This window comes from Flavobacterium sp. P1_E4, assembly GCF_056405915.1.
Genome location: NZ_JBFUBE010000052.1, coordinates 1 through 2,752, shown reverse-complemented (window position 1 = coordinate 2,752; position 2,752 = coordinate 1). Strand labels below are relative to the sequence as shown.

Here is a 2,752-nt window from a genome sequence, read left to right as displayed (position 1 = left end):
AACGTCAGTCTGTGAAAAAACCTCCGTTTGTATATCACCAAATATAACAAAAAAGTTGTGTCAAAACAGGAATTTTCGTATTTTTAAGAATGCAGCATATCACAGGAATTTCCCGTCATCAGATGCGTTTTTCTAGTTTAGAAGACGCTATAAGTCCCGATAATCAAGTTCGTTTTATAGATGCTTTTGTGGAATTTATTGACCTCACCAAGCTGGGTTTTGCAATACAAAGTATCAAAGGAGAAGGTCGCCCGAGTTACAATACCAAAGTGTTTCTGAAAATCTATTTATACGGTTATCTCAACGGATTAAGAAGTAGTCGCAAACTAGAAAAAGAATCTCTTAGAAAYATTGAAATGCAGTGGYTATTRGAAGAYATTCGTCCSAATTATCACAGCATCTCCGATTTCAGAAAAGACAATCCTGTTGGTCTTAAGAATTTATTCAAGCTCTTTGTTTCGTTCTTGAAAGATGCCGATTTAATAGCAGGGGAAACCATTGCCATTGATGGGACTAAAAGCCGAGCGCACAATAGCAAGAAAGCCAATTTTAATCAAAAGAAAATAGACCAACATCTGGAATATATTGAAACCAAAACCCAAGAATACCTTGATGTTTTGGAGGAAAATGATACCAAAGAAAATCAGCCTAAAATTCAAAACATCCTGCAAAAGATAGAACGCTTGCAACAAAACAAACTTCGCTATGATTTGCTGGAAGAAAAACTAAAAGCAAGTGGCGAACCGCAAATAAGCACTACCGATAGTGATGCCAGAGCCTTATTAGTGCAAGGACAAGTGGTTGAAATTTCGTTTAATTTGCAGGCGGCTGTGGATGCTAAACATAACCTTGTGGTAGCCACGCACACTATCAACAAGAACGACCGCAGTGCCTTATCGGCAATTGCCATCGAAGCCAAGGAGAATCTAGGCATTGAAACATATACCGCATTGGTGGACAAAGGCTACCATAATGGCAAGCAAATAGAAATCTGCAGACAAGCCAACATCACTACAATTGTTGCGCAGCCTGAACAAGGAAAAAATAAAGAAAACACCCATCCCGATTATTTGGTGACCAAGTTTGAGTACGACAAAACCACCGATACCTACACCTGTCCGCAGGGAGAAACGCTTATAACCACGGGCACCTGGTACAAGAAAACAACGGACAGAGACAGTTATGAGTTCAAGAGATACCGAACTCCCAAATGCAGAGAATGTCCCGTAAAGCATTTATGCACTAGCCGAACAGCAGGCAGAGACATAGACCGTAGCCAATATGCCGATGCGGTGGAAGAAAACAACAAACGCTACCACGCAAATGCACAACTCTACCGCAAGCGGCAGGAAATCAACGAACACATCTTTGGGACTATTAAACGGCAATGGGGTTACAACCACACCAATTTAACGGGATTGGAAAAAGTAAACGGAGAACACAGCCTAATTATGCTGGTCTATAACATCAAACGCAGTATCAATATACTCGGCGTTCCCGATCTGATTGCTAAACTTCAAAAATGGAACTCACCCTACAAGGCAAAAGTCTTGTTTTTAATAAAAGTGATCTATTTAAAGCTAAATGCAAGGCACATTTTTTATCCGATAAAATTAGTAGCTTAAAAAAAGAGCCTTCTCAGAAGGCTTTATTTGAATTGTAGGATTGTAAAATTTGAAGATTTTGAGAAAAAAAAGAGGTTTTTTCACAGCCTGACGTCTTGGYACTACAGCGGGTTTGGGACTAAATTAAGCTCATTCTTCGGATTTGCCAAATCAACCCAAATACAAAACCAGCTTCCCATTAAGCCAAATGCCCAAATCCGTTGTAGTGGCTGTTATGTGATGTTTTTTATTCTAGATTATAATCTCTAAAATACATTTTTAAATTTGTTTTGCTGTATTTGTCTTCGCCACGCCAATGCAGTATAAATCGCCAATCATATTTCGCAGGAACTTTTCGGTCAAACCGTAAAGCCTTGATGATTTCTGCACAACCAAGTATTTCCATTAAAATAGCTCTTTCATTTTTGGATTTATTGAAAACATCTTTTAGGTTATCTCTAAAAACACTGGGCGTTTCATTTGCATCAGCATTTTCAAGTTTATGCAATATCTTTTTGAAAATTTCAATATCTTCTTTTGTTGGAGAAGGGACTATTTCTTTTTGTAATAGTTCAAGGTCTAATAAATTATACAATCCTTCTTGATGCCTAACGCCACCCCATTTAATCCTTTCAAAATTTAATACATTTAAGTTTATATCTTTTCCGTGACCATAAAGTCGTTCGTCAACATTTATATTTTCCAAAAGTCTTTTTGCATTTGCGAAACTAGCCAAACCTGACCGCCAATCAAGTCTATTATTAGTTAGACTGCATAAAAAAGCATCAGTTACTTTTTTAAGAGGAATATTAATTAGTATTTGGTTAAGCCTCAAGATGAGCTCTTCTTTAGAAATAGTTAGCGAATCAAACATCAGTCCTTTAGATTTTGCGTATTCAAAATCATCAGGTTCTGTTGTATAATCTCCTTTCCAACCTTGCGCACTCCAATAAGTTTTCAGTAAAATGTTTTTGGCTCTTTTATCCACTATTCTTCTTTTAAAATATCACATAACGTTCTGGCACTACAGCGGGTTTGGGACTAAATTAAGCCCTATTTTCGGATTTGCCAAATCATCCCAAATACAAAACCAACTTTCCATTAAGCCCAATGCCCAAATCCGTTGTAGTGGCTGTTAGGGTGTGTAG

2 protein-coding genes are annotated in these 2,752 nt (G+C 37.6%); one reads left to right on the top strand and one right to left on the bottom strand.

Annotation, left to right across the window (positions count from 1 at the left end):
• Nucleotides 1-89: 89 nt before the first annotated feature.
• Entirely contained in the window at nt 90-1,625 is a 1,536-nt protein-coding gene (locus tag AC1DY0_RS18890) for an IS1182 family transposase (protein WP_477190130.1), read from the top strand.
• A 226-nt stretch (nt 1,626-1,851) separates the two neighbouring features.
• Here AC1DY0_RS18890 and AC1DY0_RS18885 read toward each other — a convergent pair whose 3' ends face one another.
• Nucleotides 1,852-2,592, bottom strand: coding sequence for a hypothetical protein (locus AC1DY0_RS18885; protein WP_477190129.1), 741 nt, complete (start codon nt 2,590-2,592; stop codon nt 1,852-1,854).
• Nucleotides 2,593-2,752: the final 160 nt, after the last annotated feature.